This is a genomic window from Motiliproteus sediminis (genome assembly GCF_017912535.1).
GTDB classification, from domain to species: Bacteria; Pseudomonadota; Gammaproteobacteria; order Pseudomonadales; family Balneatricaceae; genus Motiliproteus; species Motiliproteus sediminis.
In genome coordinates, this window is the sequence record NZ_JAERQK010000001.1 from 757,299 (window position 1) to 781,784 (window position 24,486).

Genomic DNA, 24,486 nt, shown 5'->3' on the forward strand with positions numbered 1-24,486 from the left:
CGCTGTGACAGATCTACATCAACTACAGTTTTATGCCACGCCAGAACACCCCTGCAGCTACCTCCCAGGTCGGCAGGCCAAGACCCTTTTTGTCGACCCCAAAGCGGACCTGAACCAGGAGGATTACAGCACCCTGTCGGATCTCGGCTTTCGACGCAGCGGCCCCCACATCTATCGCCCCCACTGCCACGGCTGCAAAGCCTGCATATCCGCCCGCCTTGCAGTTGACCGATTTCGCCCCAGCAAAACGCAAAAACGGATCCAACGAATCAATCACGACCTCAGCGTCGAAGTCGTCAATCCAACCGATAGCGAGGAGGTGTACCAGCTTTACCAACGCTACATCAGCGAACGCCACCGGGACGGCGACATGTACCCACCATCCCCGGAACAGTTTCATTCATTTTTGGTTGAAAGCGACCAGCAGACCCGGTTTATGCTGTTTCGCCAGCAACGCCGACTACTGGCAGTCGCCGTAGTCGATCAACTTGAACAGGGATTGTCCGCCATTTACACCTTCTTTGATCCCAACGAACAACGCCGTAGCCTCGGTACCTTTGCCGTTCTCAAACAGATCGCCTATACCGCTGAACAGGGCCAACCTTATCTCTATCTGGGGTACTGGATTCAGAATTGCCGCAAGATGGAGTACAAGATCCGCTACCAGCCGGTTGAGTTACTGGTTGAAGGTTGCTGGCTGGAAGTGGATCCGCGCGGTTCGGGCATCAGCCCTTATCGCTAAAATACTTTGATCTAAGACGACAAATACGGCAAAATACCGCGCCTTAGTGATCCACACTCAGGAAATCCCCCAGAGGTTAGCCCAGTAATGGCAAAAGAAGATTGTATCGAAATGGAAGGCACCATTGTCGACACGCTGCCGAACACCACGTTCCGTGTCGAGCTCGAGAATGGTCATGTTGTCACCGCCCACATCTCGGGCAAGATGCGCAAGCACTACATCCGGATTCTGACCGGTGACAAGGTCAAGGTCGAGCTGACTCCCTATGACCTGTCCAAGGGCCGCATCGTTTACCGCGCCCGCTAAGGATTGATCGAGGCAGCCTAGGCTGCCTCGTACTCCAGACTTAACTGCCCTTCCTGGACGGTAATTCTTACCGTACCGCCCTTTTTAGACAGCTCACCAAAGAGAATCTGCTCTGCCAGCGGCTTTTTAATCCGCTCCTGGATCAGACGCGCCATTGGGCGAGCCCCCATCTCCTGATCATATCCGTGCTCAGCCAGCCACAAACGAGCATCGTCGGCCAGATCCAGCTGCACGCGCTTGTCATCCAACTGCGCCTGCAACTGGGTAACAAATTTATCGACGACCCCTTTGATGATTTCTGTATCCAGCGACTTGAACTGTATGATCGCATCCAGCCGGTTGCGAAACTCCGGCGTAAACAACTTGCGAATCGCTTCCATACCGTCACTGCTGTGATCCTGATGGGTAAAGCCCATGGACCGGCGACTGATCTGCTCCGCCCCGGCATTGGTCGTCATCACCAGAATGACATTACGGAAGTCAGCCTTGCGGCCGTTGTTATCGGTCAGCGTACCGTTGTCCATCACCTGCAACAGCAGATTGAACACCTCGGGGTGGGCCTTTTCGATCTCATCGAGCAGCAAAACGCAATGGGGCGTCTTGGTGACGGCCTCAGTCAATAATCCGCCCTGGTCGTATCCCACGTACCCGGGCGGCGCACCGATCAGGCGTGAAACCGTATGGCGCTCCATATATTCCGACATGTCGAAGCGCACCAGCTCGATACCCATAATCCGTGCCAGTTGGCTGGTGACCTCGGTCTTACCAACCCCCGTTGGCCCGGCAAACAGGAACGAGCCCACCGGCTTCTGCGGCTCGTTCAGACCGGCGCGCGACAACTTGATCGCCGCCGACAGGGTTTTGATCGCTTCATCCTGACCAAACACCACCATTTTCAGATTATCTTCCAGCTTCTCCAGCGCCTTCTTGTCCGAGGCGGATACACTCTTCGGCGGAATCCGGGCAATCTTAGCCACGATCGCTTCAACATCAACCACTTCGATCAGCGCCTTGCGCTCCTCAGCGGGCAGTAACTGCTGGTAAGCCCCCGCTTCATCCACCACATCAATCGCCTTGTCAGGCATATGCTTGTCATTGATATAACGATCTGCGAGTTCGGATGCCGCACGCAGGGCGTCATCGGCATACTCCAGCTTATGGTGCTCTTCGAAACGGGACTTCAATCCCTTCAGAATCTCGTAGGTTTCAGCGACAGAAGGCTCCAGCACATCCACTTTCTGAAAACGCCGCGCCAACGCACGATCTTTCTCGAAAATGCCGCGAAACTCCTGAAAAGTGGTAGAGCCGATGCAGCGCAACTGGCCCGAACTCAACAGAGGCTTCAACAGATTGGATGCATCCATCGCTCCCCCGGAGGCGGCACCGGCACCGATAATGGTATGAATCTCATCGATAAACAGAACGCTACCTTCCTTGTTGCTGACTTCTGCCAGCAGCCCTTTGAGGCGTTTTTCGAAATCCCCGCGGTATTTTGTGCCCGCCAGCAATGCCCCCATGTCCAACGAATAGACCACACTGTTGGCAATCACCTCTGGCACCTGATCCTCAACTATCAGTTTGGCCAGACCCTCAGCAATAGCTGTTTTACCAACGCCGGCCTCGCCCACCAGCAGCGGATTATTCTTCCGCCGCCGCGACAGAATCTGGATAACGCGCTCCACCTCTTGCGCACGCCCTACCAGTGGATCAATCCGGCCGCTCGCGGCCAGTTGATTAAGGTTGACGGCGTACTGACTCAGAGGGCTGGCATCACGCGTGTCTTCGGATTCCTCTTCGAGCTGGGGGTTGGCGTCATGATCCTGATGCCCGTCATCCAGCACCTTGGAGATGCCGTGGGAGATATAGTTGATCACATCTATACGCTCTATCCCCTGCTGATTAAGGGCATAAACCGCCTGACTTTCCTGCTCGCTGAAAATCGCCACCAGCACATTGGCACCGGTTACCTCATTCTTGCCCGATGACTGCACGTGGAACACGGCACGCTGTAAAACCCGCTGAAACCCGAGCGTAGGCTGGGTTTCGCGCTCATCATCGTCGGCAGGTATCAACGGCGTGGTGGAATCTACAAAGGCATTGAGGTTGTCACGGAGGCGGTCGATATCGACACCACAAGCACGCAACACCTCGACGGCCGAGTGGTTACCCAACAGGGCCAGCAACAAATGCTCAACCGTCATGAACTCATGACGCTTGTCACGAGCCTCCTGAAAGGCGAGGCTCAAGGTCAGTTCAAGTTCTTTATTCAGCACAGGTAACAGCCTCTCGATGGTTCACGCTTTATCAACTTCGCACAGCAACGGGTGCTGGTTCTCTCTTGAATATTGATTGACCAATACCGCTTTTGTTTCGGCTATGTCTTTAGGATAGACACCACAGACCGCTTTTCCCTGGGTGTGCACCGCCAGCATGATTCGCGTGGCTTTCTCCTGATCCATACCGAAAAACACCCTCAACACCTCGACCACAAAATCCATCGGCGTGTAGTCATCGTTAAGCAGCAACACTTTATACATCGACGGGGGCTTAAGCTTAGGCTTTGCCTCCTGCGTCAGCAGCCCTCCATCGCGCTGCGAATCATCTTCCGGCCCCAGACGGGTGACCTCTGTTTTAACCATTGTAGCAACCTGTCAGCTCACTCGTTGCCCTATGATAACGCTCCGTCGAAACGATAGCACCAACACCACTGGCGACTCTCCATAGCGGCGAATAGTTGCATCTCCGTTAAATTAGGAAAAACTCTGCTTACACAACCCCAGCGTTTGATTTATAACCTTGTTTAAGTTTGGTCATTTGCACCACACGCGTTGCAAATGGCTGAACCCGCACCAGAATTGAGTAGTCCTCCATGGAACGGCTGCTGCAGCAACAAGGGAGAGTTAGCATGTATTCAGGGAAAGTTAAGTGGTTTAACAACGCCAAAGGCTATGGTTTCATCCTCTCAGACACCTGTAACGAAGATCTGTTCGCACACTACTCTGCGATCCAGATGGACGGTTACAAAACACTGAAGGCTGGCCAACCGGTGGAGTTTGAAACCACCCCGGGTCCCAAGGGAACCCACGCCATCAACATCCGGCCCATGGCTGATCAGCAAGAACTCGCTGAACCGGCTTACAGCGAAGAAGCCTAACCCCGCGCAGCCCTGGAAGCCGCACTCAGGAGTGCGGCTTCCAACCGCTCGTATGTTGATCCCGACCCGTCACATATGCGCTACCACGGCCTCGCCGAAGCCTGAGCTGGAAACCAACGTAGCCCCCTCCATCAACCGCTCGAAGTCATAAGTGACGGTTTTGGCGGCTATTGCTCCTGACATACCCCGCAGTATCAGATCCGCCGCTTCTTTCCAGCCCATATGCCGCAACATCATCTCGGCAGAAAGTATCACCGAGCCCGGATTCACCTGGTCCAACCCCGCATATTTGGGTGCAGTACCGTGGGTCGCTTCGAAAATCGCCACCTCATCGCTCAAATTCGCGCCTGGCGCAATACCGATTCCGCCAACCTCCGCTGCCAGCGCATCGGAAATGTAATCGCCATTGAGATTGAGCGTTGCGATTACCGAATACTCCGCTGGCCGCAATAAAATCTGCTGCAGCATGGCATCCGCGATCACATCTTTAATCACGATCTGACGGCCGGTATCAGGGTTGGCAAACGCGCACCAAGGGCCACCATCCAGAGGCGCTGCACCGAACTCATCACGCGCCAACTCATACCCCCAGTCCTTAAACGCCCCCTCGGTAAACTTCATGATATTGCCCTTGTGAACCAGGGTAACCGACGGCTTATCGTTATCGATGGCGTAGCGAATAGCCTTGCGCACCAGACGTTTGGTTCCAGCTTCAGACACCGGTTTGATGCCGATCCCGCACTGCTGATCAAAACGTATCTTGGTAACCCCCATCTCCTCCTTGAGAAACCGAATCACCCTATCCGCCTCTGCCGATCCGGCTTTCCATTCGACGCCGGCGTAGATATCCTCCGAGTTCTCCCGAAAAATGCACATATCGACATCCTGAGGACGCCGCACCGGGCTCGGCACCCCGGTGAACCACTGCACCGGGCGCTGACAGACATACAGATCCAACTCCTGGCGCAAGGCAACATTGAGCGAGCGGATACCGCCTCCTACAGGCGTAGTCAGCGGTCCTTTGATACCCACCGCAAAGTCGCGAAAGGCTGCCAGCGTCTCATCCGGCATCCAGGTATCAGGCGCGTACACCTGTGTCGCCTTCTCGCCGGCGAACACCTCCATCCAAGCGATACGCCGACGCCCCTCATAAGCGCGCTCAACCGCAGCATCGACCACACGAATCATCACCGGTGTTACATCGACACCGATACCGTCACCTTCGATATAAGGAATGATCGGGGTATCGGGAACCTGCAGCGACTTATCGCCGTTCACGGTAATTCTGCTGCCTTGGGACGGGATCTTTATATGCTGATAACCCATGACGCCCTCCTTGAGTCCAGTTGCGGGGAAGACTAATACTGGGGTTTTAGTATAGAGCGCTTCGCCCCACACCCATGGCCAGGCCACAAAAAAACCCCGCTGCGGGTTACCGCAACGGGGTTTTAGCGCAGCCGAAAGGCCGCGAAGACTGGCTGCTTAAGCGTTAAAGTCAGCCAGTGCTTTGTTCAAAGTCGCACTCGGACGCATGATCCCCTTCACCACTTCGCGATCGGCGTGGTAGTAACCCCACTCCATCGCCTGCACCGGGTGACCCTGGTCCTGCTCGAACTCACTGATGATCTGCTGCTCAGAATCAGTCAGCGTCTTAGCCAGCGACGCAAACTGCGCGGCGAGCTCGGGATCCTCAGTTTGAGCGGCTACTTCCTGTGCCCAGTACATACCCAGATAGAAGTGGCTACCACGGTTGTCCAACTCACCCACCTTGCGAGACGGTGACTTGTTGTTCTCCAGCAGCTTGCCGGTAGCGGCATCCAGGCACTTGGCCAGCACTTTCGCCTTCGGGTTGTTCTGCTTGATCCCCATCTCTTCAAGAGAAACCGCCAGCGCCAGGAATTCACCCAGAGAATCCCAACGCAGGTGGTTCTCCTCGATCACCTGCTGCACGTGCTTGGGCGCAGAACCACCCGCACCAGTCTCGTACATACCGCCACCTTTCAGCATCGGCACAATGGAAAGCATCTTGGCGGAAGTGCCCAGCTCCATGATCGGGAACAGGTCAGTCAGGTAATCACGCAACACGTTACCGGTCACGGAGATGGTGTCGCGGCCGCGGATCATACGCTCCATGGAGCGGCGAATCGCTTCTTCGTAGGTGTTGATGCGAATATCCAGACCGGAGAGATCATGCTCCTGCAGGTAGCAGTTGACCTTCTTGATCAGCTCAATATCGTGGGCACGGTTGCGGTCCAGCCAGAAGATCGCCGGCGTGTCGGACTGACGGGCACGAGTTACCGCCAGCTTGACCCAGTCGCGTACCGCGATGTCCTTGGTCTGACAGGCGCGCCAGATGTCGCCCTTCTCGACCTCGTGACTCATCAGCACGTTACCCTTGGCATCAACCACGCGCATGGTACCGTCTTGGTCCACTTCGTAGGTCTTGTCGTGAGAACCATACTCTTCGGCTTTCTTGGCCATCAGACCGACATTGGGCACGGTACCCATGGTGGTGGGATCAAAGGCACCATTGGTCTTACAGAAGTTGATCATCTCCTGATAGATCTTGGAGTAGGTTGACTCAGGCATCACCGCCTTACAGTCAGCGGGCTTGCCGTCACCACCCCACATTTTGCCACCATTGCGAATCATCGCCGGCATGGAGGCATCGACGATCACGTCGCTGGGCACGTGCAGGTTGGTGATCCCTTTGTAGGAATCCACCATCGCCATCGCCGGACGGGTCTCGTACACCGCCAGGATGTCACGGTGGATTTCGTCACGCTTGGAACGCGGCAGCCCCTCGATCTTGGCGTAGACATCGCTCAGACCGTTGTTGGGATTCACACCGAGCTCTTCGAACAGTTCGGCGTACTTCTCGAACACATCTTTGTAGAACACGGTAACCGCGTGGCCGAACACAATCGGGTGAGACACCTTCATCATGGTGGCCTTGACGTGCAGCGACCACAGCACACCGGACTCTTTGGCGTCTTCCATGGTCTGCTCGAAGAACGCGCGCAGCGCCTTAACGCTCATCCGCATGCTGTCGATGATCTCGCCGGTTTCCAGACCCAGCTTCTTCTTGACGGTGACGTTGCCAGCCTTGTCGACAAACTCGATCCGCACATCGCCAGCCTGGGGCATGGTGTAGGACTGTTCCGCAGAGTAGAAATCGCCGTCGCGCATGTAATCGGCATGAGTACGTGAAGCCATGCTCCACTTGCCCATGGAGTGCGGGAACTTACGGGCGTAGTTCTTAACCGCCTTGGGGGCACGACGGTCAGAGTTACCCTCACGCAGCACGGGGTTTACCGCGCTGCCGAGAATCTTGGAGTAGCGGGTTTTGAGCTCTTCTTCTTCCGGCGTTTTGGCGTCCTGAGGAAAATCGGGCAGTTTGTAGCCCTGAGTCTGCAACTCGGCGATACAGGCCTTTAGCTGGGGAACCGATGCGGAGATGTTCGGCAGCTTGATGATGTTGGCATCCGGATCCTGTGTCAGCTCACCCAAAAACGCCAGACCATCCTCAACCTTCTGCTCGTCGGTCAGATAGTCGGGGAACGCGGCCAGGATACGACCAGCCAGGGAGATATCGCTGATCTTAACGTTGATGCCGGCAGCGCTGGTGAAGGTGCGCACGATCGGCAGCAGCGAACAGGTCGCCAATGAAGGTGCTTCATCGGTGAGGGTGTAATAGATGGTGTGCTTATTGGTAGTCATGATATCCCCTGTAGTTTCCGGCTGGCAGCCATTCACCTGCATCACGCAACTTGTGATCGCGAAGCCGGCAGGTCCGAGCCTAAGGTTTAGAAACGCCGCGGCGAATTGTATGGCACCTTGGTCGTAAGACCCAAGTAAAAACGCGCAAAAAGCCTCACCCTGCTACTAAAAGCTAATGAGTTTAACCCCACTACAAGAAAGCGCACCAAAACGGCGCAAACTCGCCACAAAGAGATCAGATTAAAATTAAGTGCATTTAAAACAAAGAGATACAAAACAACACTCAAACATCAGTTTGTGCGCCGCAGCGAAGCCCGATCGACATAGCCGCATCCCGTGCCGCCTCCTGTGTAGTAACACTACAACTACCCAGCTCGCCACTAAGGATCACCCAGACACGTGGCAAAACGGCTCCCCGCTCGCCCAGAAAACAAAAAAAAGGGCGCGATGCGCCCCTTCTCATTCGAAAGTACTGTTCAGCCTTGCCGATGGCGCGGTAACAGCTGGTTCAGCACAATGGCAAGAATCGCAGACAACGCGATGCCCTGCAGGGTGAACTCGCCAAAGCCGAACTGCATACCTCCGATGCCGAACACCAGCGTTAACGAGACGATCACCATATTGCGCGCCTCGGACAGATCCTCCCCACTTCGAACCACCGTATTAAGCCCCACGGCAGCGATTGCACCGAACAGAAGCGTCATGATTCCGCCCATAACCGGCGTTGGTATGGTGGCCAACAAGGCGCCAGTCTTACCGGAAAACGACAGCAAAATAGCGAAGATCGCCGTCCAGGTCATAATCCGCGGGTTATACGCACGGGTAAGCGCCACCGCACCGGTCACCTCGGAATAGGTGGTATTCGGCGGGCCGCCAAAGAAGCCTGCCAGACTGGTCGCCAGACCGTCACCAAGCAGCGTACGCTTGAGCCCGGGCTTTTTAAGGAAATCCTTACCGGCAACGTTACTGATCGCCACCATATCGCCAATATGCTCCACCGCCGGCGCAATGGCGATTGGCAGTATGAACAGGATCGCCTCAAGGCTGAACTGCGGGGCGACAAACGCAGGCACACCAAACCAGGGCGCCGCTGATACCGCCTCAAAACTGACCACGCCCATCAATGCCGCCACGGTGTAGCCAACAATCAAACCCACCAGAATCGGCACCAGACGCAACATACCGCGCGCCATGGCGGCAACCAGCACTGTTGCCAGCAGCGACACCATGGAGATCAGCAGCGCGGTGTCAGCTTCAACCAGCACCACGGCTCCGTCACCGGACTTGCCCAACGCCAGATTGACCGCCACCGGTGCCAGACTCAGACCGATCACCATAATTACCGGGCCCACGACCACCGGCGGCAGTAGCCGGTGAATGAAACCGGTACCGCGCCAGGCCACCAGCGCACTGAGCAGCACATAGAACAGGCCGGCTGCGATCAATCCCGACATGGTGCCAGCAATACCCCAGGTACTGACGCCATGCATGATCGCCGGAATAAAGGCAAAGGACGACGCCAGAAAGATCGGTACCGAGCCACCGGTCACGAGCTGGAACAACAGCGTTCCGGCGCCGGCGGTAAACAGTGCCACATTAGGGTCCAATCCAGTCAGGATAGGCACCAGCACCAGGGCACCAAAGGCCACAAACAACATCTGCGCCCCAAGAATACTGGGATGCAGCCGCGATCCCCCGTTCGCCGCCAGGGCGTCGCCTGCAACAGGCTGAGTCATGTTCTATTCCTCTCGAAAATGCAGTTAGACGGTAGCGTTATTTGGTACCGAAGATCTTGTCGCCGGCATCACCCAGACCCGGCAGAATGTAGCCCTGCTCATTGAGACCCTGGTCGATCGATGCGGTGTAGATGTCAACATCCGGATGGGCCGCGGTGACTTTGGCAATCCCCTCCGGTGAACAGACCAGAAACAGCCCCATAATGCGGGTACAGCCGGCTTGTTTGAGCATATCGATGGTTGCGATCAGGGTGCCCCCCGTCGCCAGCATCGGGTCAATGATCAGCGCGGTACGGTTGTCGATATCACCCACCAGCTTCTCGAAATAGGGCACCGGTTCCAGTGTTTCTTCGTTGCGGTACAGCCCCACCACGCTGACTTTGGCACTGGGAATCAGCTGCATCACGCCATCCAGCATCCCCAACCCCGCACGTAGAATCGGCACCACGGTGATCTTTTTACCCTTGATCACATCCACTTCCAGCGGTTCACCGGTCCAGCTCTCGATCTCCTGCGGTTCGGTTTCCAGCGCACGCGTGGCCTCGTAGGTCAGCAGGTTACCCACCTCCCCGGCCAACTCACGAAAATGTTTGGTACTGATCCCACTCTTGCGCATCAATCCCAACTTGTGCCGCACCAAAGGATGTTTAATCTCGAAAACCGCCATACTGCCCCCTACACTTCGACAAACCGGCCCGTCAGGCCAAAAAAATTATCCGATTGTATTGTATTTTTGACGACCTGTATAATGCGCCGCTTTAACCGCTAACCGGAGTCAGAAACCGATGGAAATCACCGCTGCCGACGCCCTGAAAATCCACCGTGAAGCCGATTGCCTGGTCAGCGGCGACCAGTTGGCCGCAGCCCTGGATCAAATGGCGACGCAGATCACCAAGCGCCTTGAAGATAGCGCACCACTGGTGCTGACGGTGATGAACGGCGGTCTGATTCCGGCAGCAGAGCTGCTGATCCGGCTCGAATTCCCGCTGCAGATGGACTACCTGCACGCCACCCGTTACGGCAACGCTACGGTGGGCAGCGAATTGGAGTGGCGCATCTACCCCACTACGCCGGTAGAGGGGCGCACGGTACTGATCATCGACGACATCTTCGATCAGGGACACACCCTGGCCGCCATCTGCGAGTACCTGAAACAAAATGGCGCACGTGAAGTACTCACCGCAGTAGTGGTCAACAAACTGCACGACCGCAAGGTGGACTTCAGCCCCGACTTCGTCGGCGTAGACGTGGAGGACCGCTTTCTGTACGGTTTCGGCATGGATTACCAAGGCTTTTACCGCAACGCCAACGGCATCTACGCCGTCAAAGGGCTATGAATCTGATACCGGAATCACCGCAACAGTGGCTGATGCTGCTGTTTGCGGCTGCCTCCTTTATAACGCTGGGCTGGCAATACCTGCGCAGCAGGCGCCTGCAGATGCCGCCTTCGGCCCGCAACGACATCAAAGCCAGACGCCTGTGGCGCGGAGACCGCCGCGCCTACCAGCGCAAATACGGCGATATCGACAAACAACTGGAAGAGCGCAGCCGCAACGGCGATTAAGACACTAGGCCGCAGGGCGACCCAATAGTTGACGCAGCTCCTCCAGACGACCGGCCAATGCATCGCTGCTGGCTATTTCGGCTTGTTCGTCAAGCACATCAACCAGGGTCTGCTCGTCTGTCAGCGGATTCGCCAGTACCACCCGAAACACCACGATCGGCTGCTGGCCGTAGCGCTCAGGAGTCAGCCGGGTACGCGACACGAACGCCTTGCCGTGCTCACGCTGGGTCTTCTGAATATGGCGGGTAATACTGTTGAGAATATCGTTAGCCTTGCGCGCCACAGAGGGTGACGCGTCGGCAAGTGCACCGGCAAAGCCGGCCGGCAGCCAGCGATAGGTCAGAATATTAAGCTCGGGATCAGTGATCAGCTCAAAGTCCTGACGTTCGTCGATCAGCTCGGCAAAGCGGGCCGCTTTCTCGATTCCCAGGTCGATCAGCAACTGATAACCCCGGCGTCCGATGATGCGCAACGCCGAATGCACCAGCATCGCCATCCCCGGGCGGGAGCCCTCCAGCGTCGTACTGCCGAGATCCTTCGAACCCTGACGAATGATGTACTGCGCATGGTGCTCGATACTGCCGAGCTTGGCAGGATCCTTGAATACCACCAGCCCCACACCCATGGGCACATAAAGCTGTTTATGGGCATCAATGGTGACCGAATCGGCACGTTCGATCCCTTTGAGCTTGCCACGGTAACGATCGGAAAACAGGGTTGGACCACCCCAGGCCGCATCAACGTGAAAATGCAGCCCCTCGGCCGCAGCAACATCAGCCACAGCGTCCAGCGGATCGATATTGCCGGTCTCGGTAGTGCCGGCGATCCCGACCACCGCAAAGGGTCGGATATTACGCTCCCTCAACTGCCGGATCTGGACCTGCAGCGCATCAACACAAATGCGGTTGGAACCGTCCGTCGGCACCGCGACGATCTGTTCACGGCCAATCCCCAGCACATCGGCGGCCTTGGACAGCGAGTAGTGCCCCCGCTCGGAAACCAGTATCGCAGCGCCCTCGCAATCATAGTGACGCATGGCGGCGAACAGGCCTTCCTTGTTGATACCGCGAAAATTGCCCTGCGGCCCAAAAGCGCTGTTACGGGCAGCCCACAGCGCAGTGATATTAGCCACCGTACCACCGGAACAGAACGCGCCCAGATGCTGATGAGAATCGTGCAGCCAGCGGCCGTAGAACGCCTCATCCTGCTGAAAAACCAAACGGTGCAGCATGCCCAGCACTTGCCGCTCCAGCGGGGTAAACGCCTTGGAGGTCTCGGTTTTGACCAGGTTTTGGTTCAACGCGATCATGATCTTCGACAACGGGATCATGAAATAGGGCAATGCCGAGGTCATATGACCGATGAAACTGGGGGATGCGGTGTGTACCGATTGCGCCACGACCTTATCGAGCAAGAACTGGGTCTGCTCGGATACAAACACCGGGCGGTCGGGAATATCGGTATCGGTAAAATCACGCTCGAGCACCGACAGGTCGGTCTCTTCGGCGACAATATGCTGCTGCAGAAAGCCAGCCAGATTCTGGGAGATCGCCTGGTCCAGTTTGCCCAGCGTCGAATCGGGCGCTTCCGGCACCGTGAAAATGCGGAACAGGTTATTCATGCTGGCGTTAGCATTCGTACCCATATCAAGAATACCTGTACGCTGTTCTGACTCTGATCGTCCGGTACTGCGAGCCCCGAACCCTGCGAGACCGGGGGGATTACACCATTCAACACCGATCGAAAAAGTCGGGCAAGTATTTCAGAGCAAGTGCAACATTGCAATTCTCCCACGACCAAAGGCCGAGCCTACCATCCTTGCAGCAGCAGTATGGCTCAACTCAAGATGAGCGCATTTCAGAGGAATCAACGCTAAAAACCGTTACAATGCCCTCCCTATCAATGGTTTGCGCCAATCCAGCCCACCGAAGTAGAGACCACCATCGTGACGCAACAGACACAGTCCCCCTTATCCGCCGCCCTCAAGCAACGCATTCTGCTACTCGACGGGGCCATGGGGACCATGATCCAGCGCCACAAACTCGAGGAGGCCGACTACCGGGGTGAGCGTTTTAGCGACTGGCCCTCTGACCTCAAAGGCAACAACGACCTGCTGGTACTGACCCGACCGGACGTCATCGCCGCCGTTCATGAGGAGTACCTCGCCGCCGGCTGCGACATCATCGAAACCAACACCTTTAACGCCACCCGCATCGCCATGGCGGACTACGGCATGGAATCGCTGACCGCCGAGATCAACCTGGAAGCTGCGCGTATCGCCCGTGCAGCGGCGGACAAATACAGCACCCCGGACAAACCGCGTTTTGTCGCCGGCGTCCTGGGCCCGACCAACCGCACCGCATCCATCTCCCCCGACGTCAACGACCCGGCCGCACGCAACGTCACCTTTGACGAACTGGTCGAGGCCTACCTCGAGGCGATCGATCCGCTGGTCAAGGGTGGCGCCGACATCCTGCTGGTGGAGACCATCTTCGACACCCTCAACGCCAAAGCCGCCATCTTCGCGTTGGAAACCTATTTTGACGACCACGGCCGCCGCCTGCCGGTGATGATCTCCGGCACCATCACCGATGCCTCCGGCCGCACCCTGTCGGGTCAGACCACCGAAGCGTTCTGGAACTCCGTGCGCCACGCCCAGCCCATCGCCATCGGCCTGAACTGCGCTTTAGGCCCGGAAGAGCTGCGCCAGTACGTGCAGGAGCTATCACGCATCGCCGACACCCACGTCTCCGCCCACCCCAACGCCGGCCTGCCCAACGCCTTTGGCGAATACGACGAAACCCCGGCGCAGATGGCCGAACAGATCGGCGAATGGGCCAGTAGCGGCTTTCTCAATATCGTCGGTGGCTGCTGCGGCACGACGCCCGAACATATTCGCGTTATCGGCGAAGCGGTCAGCCGCCATCAACCGCGCGCCCTGCCGGAACTGCCGGTGCAGTGCCGACTGGCGGGATTGGAGCCATTCAACATCGGCGCCGGCACCCTCTTTGTTAACGTTGGCGAGCGCGCCAACGTTACCGGTTCGGCCAAGTTCAAACGGCTGATCAAAGAGCAGGATTACGAAACCGCGTTGGATATCTGCCGCGAACAAGTAGAAAACGGCGCCCAGGTAATCGACATCAACATGGACGAGGGGATGCTCGATTCTGAAGCGGCGATGATCCGCTTCCTTAACCTGATCGCCGGTGAACCCGATATCGCCCGGGTACCGATCATGGTCGACTCCTCCAAGTGGGAGATTCTGGAGCAAGGCCTCAAGCGGATTCAGGGCAAAGGGATCGTCAACTCCATCAGTCTTAAAGAAGGCGAAGAGAAGTTCATCCAGCAGGCCAAGCTGATCAAGCGCTACGGCGCCGCCGTGGTCGTCATGGCGTTTGACGAAACCGGTCAGGCAGACACCCTGGCGCGCAAGATAGAGATCTGCACCCGTTCCTACGAGGTGCTGGTCAATCAGGCCGACTTTCCGCCGCAGGATATTATCTTCGACCCCAACATCTTTGCCGTCGCCACCGGCATTGAGGAGCACAACAATTACGCGGTGGATTTCATTGAAGCCACCCGTACCATCAAGCAGACCCTGCCCCACGCCATGATCTCCGGCGGGGTATCCAACGTGTCATTCTCCTTCCGCGGCAACAACCCCGTGCGGGAGGCGATCCATGCGGTATTTCTCTACCACGCCATCAAGGCCGGCATGGACATGGGCATCGTCAACGCCGGCCAACTGGCGATCTATGAAGATATCCCCAAGGACCTGCGCGACCGGGTTGAGGATGTGATTCTCAACCGCCCAGTTGCGGGCGACACCGATGCCACCGAAGCACTGCTGGCGGTGGCCGGCGACTACGCCGGCAGCGGCGGTCCGGCAGAATCCAAGCAGGATCTGGCCTGGCGCGACTGGAGCGTCGAGAAACGCCTGTCCCACGCGCTGGTCAAGGGGATCACCGAATTCATCGATCAAGATACTGAAGAAGCGCGTCAGCAGGCGGAACGCCCGCTGCAGGTGATCGAAGGCCCGCTGATGGCCGGCATGTCGGTGGTCGGCGACCTGTTCGGTGCCGGCAAGATGTTCCTGCCTCAGGTAGTCAAGTCCGCCCGGGTAATGAAAAAGGCAGTCGCCTACCTGATGCCCTTCATTGAAGAGGAGAAGGACGGCGCCTCCAGCAGCAACGGCAAAGTACTGATGGCCACCGTCAAGGGCGACGTCCACGACATCGGCAAAAACATCGTTGGTGTGGTGCTGCAGTGCAACAACTTCGAGATCATCGATCTCGGCGTGATGGTACCCGCCGACAAGATTCTCAAAACTGCGCGCGATGAAAAGGTCGACCTGATCGGCCTCTCCGGCCTGATCACCCCGTCACTGGACGAGATGGTCCATATCGCCAAGGAGATGGAGCGCCTTGGCATGAACATTCCGCTGATGATCGGCGGCGCCACCACCTCCAAAGCGCATACTGCGGTCAAGATCGAGCCCAACTACTCCTCACCGGCCGTGTACGTCCACAACGCCTCGCGCAGCGTCGGTGTGGCCAGCGCCCTGCTGAGTAAAACCCAGCGTGAGCCCTTTATGGCCGAACTCAAGGCCGAGTATGACGAGGTGCGCGAACGCCACTACAGCAAGCACCGCGACGCCCGCCGGGTCAGCCTAGCCAAGGCGCGCGCCAACAAGCAACCGACCGACTGGAGCAGTTATCAGCCGCCGGTACCGGCCCAGCCTGGCATCACCGTATTTGACGACTACGACCTTAACGAGCTGACCGCATACATCGACTGGACCTTCTTCTTCCACACCTGGGAGCTGAAGGGGCGCTTCCCGCAGATTCTGGATCACCCGGAGATGGGCAGTGAAGCACGCAAGTTGTACACCGACGCCCAGGCGATGCTCACCCAACTGATCGAAGGCAAACGCCTCAAGGCACGCGCGGTGGTGGGACTGTTCCCGGCCAATCAGGTCAACGATGATGATATTGAAATCTATGCCGATGAGTCGCGCACCGAGCTGCTGACCCGTATCCACCAGTTGCGCCAGCAGACCGAAAAAGCGGAAGGCCGCTACAACCACTGCCTGGCCGACTACGTGGCTCCCAAAAGCAGCGGCGTGGCCGATTACGTGGGTGGCTTCGCGGTCACTGCCGGCATCGGCCTGGATGAGCTGGTGGCAGAGTTTGAAGCCCAGCACGACGACTACAACAGCATCATGGCCAAGGCGCTCGCCGACCGGCTGGCGGAAGCCTTTGCCGAGCGGATGCACGAACGGGTGCGCAAAGAGCTATGGGGCTATGCGGCCGATGAATCACTCAGCAATGAGGAGTTGATCAAGGAATCCTACCGCGGCATCCGCCCCGCCCCCGGCTACCCGGCCTGCCCCGACCACACCGAGAAAGCGCTGATGTGGCAGCTGCTGGACGCCGAAGCCCACACCGGCATCGGACTCACCGACAGTTTCGCCATGACCCCGGCGGCCTCCGTCAGCGGCTGGTACTTCAGCCACCCCGAATCCAGCTACTTCGGCATCGCCAAGCTGGGTGAAGATCAGGTGGAAGACTACGCCCAGCGCAAGCAGATGCCACTCGCAGAGATGGAACGCTGGCTGGCGCCCAACCTGGGTTACGAGCCGGAAGACCGCTAAGAGCCACACCACGGCTGCTGTATTAACAGAAAAGCCGCCGAATGGTTAGCTGTTCGGCGGCTTTTCTGTGCACGGCAAAGCGGCCTGTTCTGGCCGTGTTCTACTAATCGCCCCACCTCTTCGCCAAGGTCCGCTTCTGGCCCCATTTCGGACTGTTAGAACTTTACGGGTAGGGATATAAGCGGAAACTACAAAAGCAGGCTCTACAGCTATCCCGCCTTGGTGACTCCTGATGCGACTAAGCGGTCTTCGCAGAGCACTCAATACCGCTGCAAGGTGGCTTCAGCAATATCGACAATGTGCCCCTTAGCCAAGCGGTAAGGCTAGACATCCCTTATGGATGCCATCCTTATCTGTGAGCACTCTGATAAAACCAACTATGGCGTAGTCACCGCACACTGCAGGTCAGAACAGCTGTCATCTGCTACGCCGTCATGAGGTTTTCCCGCGAGCTGGCAACCACGTCAACACTGCTAAACCTACCGCTGCGGAAACAACGGATGCGACAAAGATTCCCAGCTTCGCGCCGTCAATCAGGTTCTCGCTGAACGCGATATTCGCAATAAACAACGCCATGGTAAAACCGATTCCGGCGAGGAAGCTGCCACCGACCAGCAGCTGCCAATTGAGTCCCGTTGGGAATACGGCGATGTGTGCGCGCACTGCCAGCCAGGTGAAAAACAGAATGCCGATGGGCTTACCCAGCACGAAGCCAAAAAAGATCGCCAGGGTAACCGAGTAGTCGATGCCAGTGAAACTGAGCGGCAAGCCTGCGTTGGCAAACGCGAACAGCGGCATGATGGCAAAAGCCACCCAGGGGTGCAGCGTGATCACCAAACGTTCCACCGGAGACAGCGACTCACGCGCAGCCACTTCGGCCATCTGCAAGGTGTGCCGGTCTTTCGTTTCGCCACTGCTTTCGTCGCGGGCAGGATGCGAGATAACCTGCCCCAATATCGAATAAAGCCGCTCATCATCCACCCAGCGGCGCGCAGGCGTCATCAAACCGAGTATGACGCCGGTGATGGTGGAGTGGATTCCGGACGCATCCACGGCAAGCCAGATGCACACACCAACCAATAGGTAGAGCGGGAAACCACGCAAACCGAGCGCGGATAGGGTGCGCGTCATCACCAAACCCAGCCCTGCCAGCACCAGCGGCCACCAGGAGATATGGCTGCTGTAGCCCACCGCGACAACCAGTATGGCGCCAATATCGTCAACTATCGCCAACGACAGCATAAACACCCGCAAGCTTTGAGGGATGCGCGAACCGAGCAGCGCCAGACAACCGATCACAAACGCGGTATCTGTGGCCATGACGGTACCCCACCCTGGCTGGCCGGCCTGTCCTGATTGCAGGGCCAGATAGATAGTGGCGGGAACGATCATACCGCCAAGGGCGGCAGCTATGGACAATGCTGCTTTGCGCGGCTCGCTAAGCTCGCCGAGAACCAACTCCCGCTTGAGTTCCAAGGCGACGAGGAAGAAAAACAGCGTCATCAGTCCATCGTTGAGCCACTCACGCAGCGAACGGCCAAATTCTAACGTTCCGAGCTGGAGCCCTACATGCGTCTCCCAGGCGTGTTCGAACAGATCAGCCCAGGGCGAATTCGAAAGAACCAGTGCCGCTACGGTAAACACTAATAGGATCGCCCCACTAGCGGACTCGATGCGCAAAAACCTCCCAAAGGGATTGGTCAGCCGATCGATAAACGCCTTCGGCAACCCGGTGGTTTCTAGTTCTTGTTGCTGATCAGTCATCATAAAAGTCGTTCCGGCGGCCAAACGTCTTGCGTTATCTGCCCTATCGAGTCTGGTGACACGCTTGAGTCAGGACCAGCGGCCAGGTCATTGAGCTGCCATCAACCCGGTTGGCTAGTTATGATTATGGTCTTCCGCCCAGCAAATCTTGACCCTGTCGCAATGCTCAGTCGGGGTGACATGAGCAGTGGCGATTGGGCTCTTAAATCCTCACCCATCGATTACCGGTTTAGCGATAGAAGCTGCGATCAGTTCACGTAACCGGCAGTGCAGAATGCCGCCGTGGCGGAAGAAGCGCAGTTCCTCCTGAGTATCGATCCGGCAGCGGGCGGTGGCCGTCCGGGGGGAGGTGCGTTCCGACAAAATCTGTACGCTGACGTCGCTTCCCGGTGCCAGCCCCGCCAGTCCGGCGATGCCGATGCGTTCATCGCCGCTCAGCTGCAGCGAGGCGAGCTGGGTACCTACTGGCAGCTGCAGGGGCAGAATACCCATACCGATCAGATTGGAGCGGTGGATCCGCTCAAAGCTCTCGGCGATCACCGCGCGCACACCGAGCAGGTGGGGCCCCTTGGCGGCCCAGTCACGGGAGGAGCCGGTGCCGTATTCCGCCCCTGCGAATACCACCAGCGGGATGCCCAGCTGCTGAAAATGCCGGGCGGCGGCGAAGATGCTGACCACCTCCTGAGAGGGCACCAGCCGCGTTACCCCACCGCGGTGCTGCGGCGTCATCCGGTTCTGCAGCCGCGGATTGGCGAAAGTACCGCGCATCATTACTTCGTGATTTCCTCGGCGACTGCCGTAGGAGTTGAATGCCGCCGGTTCGATCCCGCGACTCTGCAGGTAAGCGCCGGCTGGGCTGTCCTCGGCGATACTGCCGGCCGGGGAGATATGGTCGGTGGTGACGCTGTCACCGAGCAGTGCCAGGATCCGCGCCTCGACGACATCCTCGACGGCAGACGGCGTCGGTTGCAGGCCGTCAAAATAGCTGGGATGGCGCACGTAGGTGCTGGTGCTGTCCCAAGGATAGCGCTGGCTGTCGCTGACCGTCAGTTGCTGCCAGTGGCGGGTGCCGGTGAATACATCGGCGTAGCGTTGCTGAAACTGCGCCTGGTGGACATGGGCGGCGACGGTGGCGGTGATCTCCTTGGCGTCGGGCCAGAGTTCGCGCAGGTACACCGGCTGGCCGTTGGAATCCTGGCCCAGTGGATCGGTGGAGAGGTCCAGATCGACCCGTCCGGCCAGCGCGTAAGCTACCACCAGCGGCGGTGAGCAGAGAAAACTGGCGGTAACCTGCGGGTGGATCCGCCCTTCGAAGTTACGGTTGCCGGACAGCACCGCACACACACTGAGCCGTTGCTGGCTAATGGTGCCGGCGATGGCGGGGTCGAGGGGGCCTGAGTTGCCGATACAGGTGGTGCAGCCGTAGCCCACCAAATTGAAGCCGAGCTGGTCCAGCTCCGTCTGCAGGCCGGCCGCCTGCAGGTAGTCAGTCACCACCTTGGACCCCGGGGCGAGGGAGGTCTTGACCCAGGGCGCGACCTGCAGGCCGCGCCGGCGGGCGTTGCGCGCTAGCAACCCGGCGGCCACCATCACCGAGGGGTTGGAGGTATTGGTGCAGCTAGTGATCGCGGCAATCACCACCGCCCCCTCCTGTAAGCTAAAGGGTTTACCGAGCACGGGATAGGACCGCGGAGAATCAGGCCGCGAATCGTCAACAGCCTGACCCTGTGCCTTACCTTGCGCCAAGACAAACTGCCGGAAGGCTTCGGCCACATTCGGCAGCGCGACCCGATCCTGGGGGCGGCGCGGTCCGGCGACGCAGGGGGTGATAGCGGCGAGATCCAGCGGCAGCGTCACGCTGTAGGTGGCGGGCGGCGACGTATCATCGTGCCAAAGCCCCTGGGCGCGGGCGTAGGCTTCCACCAGGGCGACCTGCTGCGAGTCACGCCCGGTCAGAGTCAGGTAGTGCAGGGTCTCGGCGTCGACGGGGAAGAGACCGCAGGTGGCGCCATATTCCGGCGCCATGTTGGCGATGGTGGCGCGATCAGGCAGGCTCAGACTGGCTAGGCCGCTGCCGAAAAATTCGACGAAGCAGCCGACCACGCCCTGCTGCCGCAGCAGCTCGGTGACCCGCAGCACCAGGTCGGTGGCGGTGCTGCCCGGCGGCAGCCGACCGCTCAGTTCGACCCCGACCACCCGCGGCAGTTGCAGGCTGAGCGGTTGGCCGAGCATGGCCGCCTCGGCCTCGATGCCGCCCACGCCCCAGCCTAGGATGCCGAGCCCGTTGATCATGGTGGTGTGGCTGTCCATTCCCACTAGGGTGTCGGGGTAGGCCAGTTGCGTGCCACTTTCCAACGCCTGCGTCCACACCACCCGCCCGAGATACTCCAGGTTGACCTGGTGGCAGATGCCGGTGCCGGGAGGCACCACACGGACGTTATCAAATGCCGCCTGCCCCCAGCGCAGAAAGGTGTAGCGTTCGTGGTTGCGCTCCATCTCATGGCTTACGTTCTCGTCGAAGGCACCCGTGTCACCAGCGCGATCCACGGTGACCGAGTGGTCGATCACCAGGTCCACCGGAATCTGCGGGCTGATTCGCCCCGGATCGCCGCCGGCCTCGGCCATGGCGTCACGCATCGCCGCCAGGTCCACCAGCGCCGGCACCCCGGTAAAATCCTGCATCAAGATGCGCGCCGGCATAAAGCCGATCTCTGCGTCCGATTCGCCTTGTATCAACCATCCCCCCAGCGCCTCGATCGAGGCCCGGCTGGCCGGCCCAGACTCACCATGGCGCAACAGGTTTTCCAGTACGATCTTCAAGGCAAAGGGCAAACGCGACAGGTCGCCGCATTCGGCATAGGCGGCGTAGGCGGTTGGTAACGAATAGTAGTGGTAGCTCTCGCTCCCCACCTGCAGAGTGCGTTGGAACGGACTGGTTAGATGTGGTGTTGCGCTCATGGTAACCCCCGCGGAGTGATCCGGATGCTGGCGTGATGGTTCGGTTGCCGGCTAGACTGCGGCGTCCCTGTCCGTGCCTGTGCGTTTAGGGTAGCTCATGGATGGGCGCTCTCCGCCGGCGCGATGCCCTTCAGGTACTTGAACAGCTCGCTGTCAGTGGACAGCACCAGAGTGGTATTTTGTCCGATCACAGCCTGGTAGGCCTGCAGGCTGCGGGTGAACTCGTAGAAGGCCACGGATTCGGGGCTCTGGTTGTAGGCGCGGGCGTAGATTTCGGTGGCCTTGGCGTCAGCCAGGCCGCGTATCTCCTCCACCTGGCGGTAGGCTTCGGACTGGATCTTGTTCAGATCCCGCACCCGGTCGCCGCGGATGCGCGCCGCCTCGCCGTTGCCCTCGGAGAGAAAACGCTCGGCGATCTGGCGCCGCTCGCTGATCATCCTATCGTAAATCTTGGGACGCACACTTTCGTTGTAATTGATCCGCTTGAAGCGAATATCAAGCAGCTCGATACCGAACACCCGCACCTTGTCGGCAGCTGCCATGAATATTTCGCTTTCCACCTGTTTACGACCCTTCTGTATCGCCACCCAGGCACTCGTATCCTGCGCGCGCTCCCCTGCGCTCAGCAACGCATCACGCAGCGGCACCCGATTCTTGGTGGTGCGGATGATCTCGATCAGCTCGTGTTTAGCCACCGCGTTGCGGGTCTCGCTGCCGAGGATGTCATCCAGTCGAGACTGGGCGCTGCGCTCGTCGCGCAGGCGCAGGAAATACTGCAGCGGATCGGTGATGCGCCAACGGGCAAAGAGATCCACGGAGATATAGAGCTTGTCTTTGGTGGGCATGTCCGAGGGATTGCCGTCCCATTCCAGCACCCGCTTGTCGATGGCGTTGACCTCCTGAATAAACGGCAGCTTTAGCTTCAGGCCGGCCTCGGTGACGGGCTCCCCCACCGGCTTGCCGAACTGGGTAATGATCACCTGCTCGACTTCGCTGACGGTATAGACCGAGCTGTACAGCAGGTATCCGGCCAGTGCCGTCAGCAGCAGGATCGTGGTTGATGTTATCCGCGTCATGGCCGACCTCCCCCGATTGCTCCCGGCTTGGCAGTTCCCAGGTTGAGCAGCGGCAAAATACTGCCTGCCTGCTGGTCGACAATGACCTTAGCCTGGATGTCGGGCAGCACCGCCTGCAAGGTCTCGATATAGATGCGTCTGCGGGTCACTTCCGGCGCCTTACGGTATTCGGCCAGCAGCGCGCTGAAGCGCGCAGCATCGCCTTCAGCCTCGTTGATCCGCTTGAGACGGTAGCCGTCGGCCTCGCGGATTCGTTGATCCTTCTCGCCCTGGGCCAGGGGAATCACCTTGTTATAGTCACGCCGCGCCTCGTTGATCAGTTTCTCCTTCTCCTGCTGAGCCTGATTGACCTCGTTAAATGAATCCTGCACCGGCTGCGGCGGGTTGATGTTTTTCAGTTGCACCTGGTCGATGCTGATCCCCATCACATATTTGCTCGAGAGCCGCTGCATCTTGTCCAGGGCTTCGATCTCGATCTCCTGGCGCCCCACGGTAATCACCTCGTCGACGGTTCGATCGCCCACCACTTCACGCATCACTGATTCGGCCACGTAACGCAGGGTTTCGGCGGGCTCGCGCACCTCGAACAGAAACTTAACCGGATCGGCGATGCGGTACTGCACCACCCACTCCACCAGCGCGGCGTTGAGATCACCGGTGACCATCTGGGTTTCACGTTTTTGATCGCGTACTCGGGGAGTCTGGTAGGGATCGGTGGCGCCGGGCGTGGCAAAGCCAAACTCCTGCTTCAACTGCCGTTTGACCGGGACGATGGTGGCGACATCCATTCCCAGCGGCAGTTTGAAATGCAGCCCCGGTGGCACCTCGTAGAGATATTTGCCGAAGCGCTGCACCACCGCCACCGAGTCGCTCGGCACCGTATAGTAGGCGGTCCATAGACCCAAGCCGGCACCCGCTAACACTGCAAATAAAACGATGCCGGTTCGACTACTACCTGGGCGGACACATTGGCAGCGAACCAACCAATCACCGAGCAGGCGATCCAGGTCAAACGTGGGGCGCTTGCCCCCATTCCAAGGATCCTGCTGATCGCTATTGTTGTTTTGAGCTGACATCCTGGGTCCCTCGCCCTACCCCCGCATGGCAGGCGTTGCGACCGCCTCATCATGGAACGGCGCTGCGTCATAACCTGAAGGGGTTTACGTCGTTATAGAACGATGATACTCAGCGTCCAGAGGCGGGTCGGTGCGTTAGCAAACAAACGGTGAAAGTGCGACGACCGGTATTGGAGCGTCATCGGCGAAGCGACGGCGTCTCGTCCACACGCTGCTTCGGCTGACATTCGGCGCCCGTTGCGCTTAGCGCTAGCAACAAGCCGTCATGTCACATTCTGGCCGGCCGTCGATAGTTCCTAGCGGAGCCGGCAGTCCAATCGCTTACTGTGCGAGGCCGACCCAAACAGGGCTAATGATGCGACTTATCTTTGGGCGCCTCTTTCTTGCTCGGCGGCCGCGGGGTTTGCTCCTGGCGGGCGGCCTCCTGCTCGGGGCCCAGATTGCCTTTTCTGGTCCGTCGGCCTTTGTGAGAGAAAACCGGAGCGTGTTCGGTTGCTCTGGAAACGGGTTGCGGTTGGCGTGGTTTGTTCATAAAAACCTCTGAGAAAACCTGCCATGGGCCAAATTGCTCACCGCAGGAGTAATCACCATGGCAGCAATCCACGACGGTATCGGTACGCTACCGCACCCTTATTTTTATTAACCATCAAATCAATGCGTTTTTTTTCGAGCGACGCAGCGATGCTCGGTAGTAACGAGCCCATCAGCCGCTGGCGTGCCGGCAAACGCAGCGCTAT

17 protein-coding genes are annotated in these 24,486 nt (G+C 58.5%); 6 read left to right on the top strand and 11 right to left on the bottom strand.

All coding sequences use genetic code 11. The annotated features are described in order from the left end of the window. Positions 1-4 precede the first annotated feature (4 nt). Positions 5-742, top strand: coding sequence for an arginyltransferase (locus tag JJQ76_RS03660; protein ID WP_210395302.1), 738 nt, complete (start codon positions 5-7; stop codon positions 740-742). A gap of 87 nt (positions 743-829) precedes the next feature. Beyond that, a complete protein-coding gene (gene infA, locus JJQ76_RS03665) occupies positions 830-1,048 on the top strand; it encodes a translation initiation factor IF-1 (RefSeq protein ID WP_210395304.1) in 219 nt (72 codons plus the stop codon). Positions 1,049-1,065: 17 nt separating this feature from the next. Here the strand turns inward: infA and clpA are convergent, their stop codons facing one another. After that, entirely contained in the window at positions 1,066-3,321 is a 2,256-nt protein-coding gene (clpA, locus tag JJQ76_RS03670; protein WP_210395306.1) for an ATP-dependent Clp protease ATP-binding subunit ClpA, read from the bottom strand. A 21-nt stretch (positions 3,322-3,342) separates the two neighbouring features. Next, positions 3,343-3,687, bottom strand: a complete 345-nt coding sequence (gene clpS / locus JJQ76_RS03675; protein ID WP_210395308.1) for an ATP-dependent Clp protease adapter ClpS — start codon at positions 3,685-3,687, stop codon at positions 3,343-3,345. A 266-nt stretch (positions 3,688-3,953) separates the two neighbouring features. On the opposite strand from clpS, the gene cspD reads away from it, so the two are divergent. After that, on the top strand, positions 3,954-4,202 hold the full coding sequence (cspD, locus tag JJQ76_RS03680) for a cold shock domain-containing protein CspD (protein ID WP_210395310.1): 249 nt from the start codon (positions 3,954-3,956) through the stop codon (positions 4,200-4,202). 69 nt (positions 4,203-4,271) lie between these two features. On the opposite strand, the gene icd is transcribed toward cspD, so the two are convergent. From icd to upp, 4 genes are all read right to left on the bottom strand, one after another. Further along, entirely contained in the window at positions 4,272-5,528 is a 1,257-nt protein-coding gene (gene icd, locus JJQ76_RS03685) for an NADP-dependent isocitrate dehydrogenase (RefSeq protein ID WP_210395312.1), read from the bottom strand. Positions 5,529-5,684: 156 nt separating this feature from the next. Further along, complete coding sequence (locus tag JJQ76_RS03690) at positions 5,685-7,922, bottom strand: NADP-dependent isocitrate dehydrogenase (protein ID WP_210395314.1); 2,238 nt, start codon at positions 7,920-7,922, stop codon at positions 5,685-5,687. 476 nt (positions 7,923-8,398) lie between these two features. Then, positions 8,399-9,658 carry a uracil-xanthine permease family protein gene (locus tag JJQ76_RS03695; protein WP_210395316.1) on the bottom strand — a complete coding sequence of 420 codons (1,260 nt, stop codon included), beginning with the start codon at positions 9,656-9,658 and terminating at the stop codon, positions 8,399-8,401. 37 nt (positions 9,659-9,695) lie between these two features. Further along, a complete protein-coding gene (upp, locus tag JJQ76_RS03700; protein ID WP_210395317.1) occupies positions 9,696-10,325 on the bottom strand; it encodes a uracil phosphoribosyltransferase in 630 nt (209 codons plus the stop codon). A 118-nt stretch (positions 10,326-10,443) separates the two neighbouring features. On the opposite strand from upp, the gene JJQ76_RS03705 reads away from it, so the two are divergent. Further along, positions 10,444-10,995: a hypoxanthine-guanine phosphoribosyltransferase gene (locus JJQ76_RS03705; RefSeq protein WP_210395319.1), complete on the top strand. Its 552-nt coding sequence runs from the start codon at positions 10,444-10,446 to the stop codon at positions 10,993-10,995. Next, on the top strand, positions 10,992-11,222 hold the full coding sequence (locus JJQ76_RS03710) for a hypothetical protein (protein WP_210395321.1): 231 nt from the start codon (positions 10,992-10,994) through the stop codon (positions 11,220-11,222). Before JJQ76_RS03705 ends, JJQ76_RS03710 begins: the two co-directional genes overlap by 4 nt. A 4-nt stretch (positions 11,223-11,226) precedes the next feature. Here JJQ76_RS03710 and panP read toward each other — a convergent pair whose 3' ends face one another. Continuing rightward, positions 11,227-12,867, bottom strand: coding sequence for a pyridoxal-dependent aspartate 1-decarboxylase PanP (panP, locus tag JJQ76_RS03715; protein ID WP_210395323.1), 1,641 nt, complete (start codon positions 12,865-12,867; stop codon positions 11,227-11,229). A gap of 297 nt (positions 12,868-13,164) precedes the next feature. Between panP and metH the strand changes: the two genes are divergently transcribed. Beyond that, the gene (gene metH / locus JJQ76_RS03720) at positions 13,165-16,875 is read left to right on the top strand and encodes a methionine synthase (protein ID WP_425515221.1); all 3,711 of its coding nucleotides are present in this window, start codon (positions 13,165-13,167) and stop codon (positions 16,873-16,875) included. Positions 16,876-17,307: 432 nt separating this feature from the next. On the opposite strand, the gene nhaA is transcribed toward metH, so the two are convergent. From nhaA to hflK, 4 genes are all read right to left on the bottom strand, one after another. Beyond that, positions 17,308-18,642, bottom strand: a complete 1,335-nt coding sequence (gene nhaA, locus JJQ76_RS03725; protein ID WP_246480036.1) for a Na+/H+ antiporter NhaA — start codon at positions 18,640-18,642, stop codon at positions 17,308-17,310. Between the two features lie 207 nt (positions 18,643-18,849). Next, complete coding sequence (acnA, locus tag JJQ76_RS03730; RefSeq protein ID WP_210395327.1) at positions 18,850-21,597, bottom strand: aconitate hydratase AcnA; 2,748 nt, start codon at positions 21,595-21,597, stop codon at positions 18,850-18,852. A gap of 95 nt (positions 21,598-21,692) precedes the next feature. Then, positions 21,693-22,673, bottom strand: a complete 981-nt coding sequence (gene hflC / locus JJQ76_RS03735; RefSeq protein WP_210395329.1) for a protease modulator HflC — start codon at positions 22,671-22,673, stop codon at positions 21,693-21,695. Next, positions 22,670-23,578 carry an FtsH protease activity modulator HflK gene (hflK, locus tag JJQ76_RS03740; RefSeq protein ID WP_210395331.1) on the bottom strand — a complete coding sequence of 303 codons (909 nt, stop codon included), beginning with the start codon at positions 23,576-23,578 and terminating at the stop codon, positions 22,670-22,672. Before hflK ends, hflC begins: the two co-directional genes overlap by 4 nt. Positions 23,579-24,486 lie beyond the last annotated feature (908 nt).